At 51.5% G+C, this 507-nt stretch carries 1 tRNA gene; it reads right to left on the bottom strand.

Going from position 1 to position 507, the window contains the following annotated elements:
* Positions 1 to 412: 412 nt before the first annotated feature.
* Positions 413 to 489, bottom strand: a tRNA-Asp gene (locus J3U76_RS13235).
* Positions 490 to 507: the final 18 nt, after the last annotated feature.

A 507-nucleotide genomic window follows, 5' to 3' on the forward strand; every position in this document is an offset into this window, starting at 1 on the left:
TATCTTTACTTAGATTGGTATTAAATGAACATCTGATCATTTTAACCTCGAGACCAGAAGCATCGAGTTTTCTGTAGGCGGCGCTAACAGGCAACTCCGCTACATCAAGGAGGACAAAGGGATCTGCTCAGCCGACCATCCGCGCCACGGATGGCGCGGCTGAGCCTCCAGGGAGGGATTCACGGCGAGTCGGGGGAGTGGGCCCTTTGTTCGACTTTTATACAAAAGTGAAATAGATCATTTGTTTAGTGGGATTGATACAAGCCGGACTTTTGAATGATGGCGGAATGGCAAACGCACCGCGTTTGAAGGTTGGAGCGCAACGACCTGTAGGGTCGAATTCATTCGACCGCTCTATCCACGGAGCCAGAATGAAAAAAGCCCAGACTGTTAAGTCTGGGCTTTTGAATGATGGCGGAGTGGACGGGACTCGAACCCGCGACCCCCGGCGTGACAGGCCGGTATTCTAACCAACTGAACTACCACTCCGCAAAACTGGGATAGTTG

The organism is Oceanisphaera pacifica, from assembly GCF_017498065.1.
Taxonomy (GTDB): domain Bacteria; phylum Pseudomonadota; class Gammaproteobacteria; order Enterobacterales; family Aeromonadaceae; genus Oceanimonas; species Oceanimonas pacifica.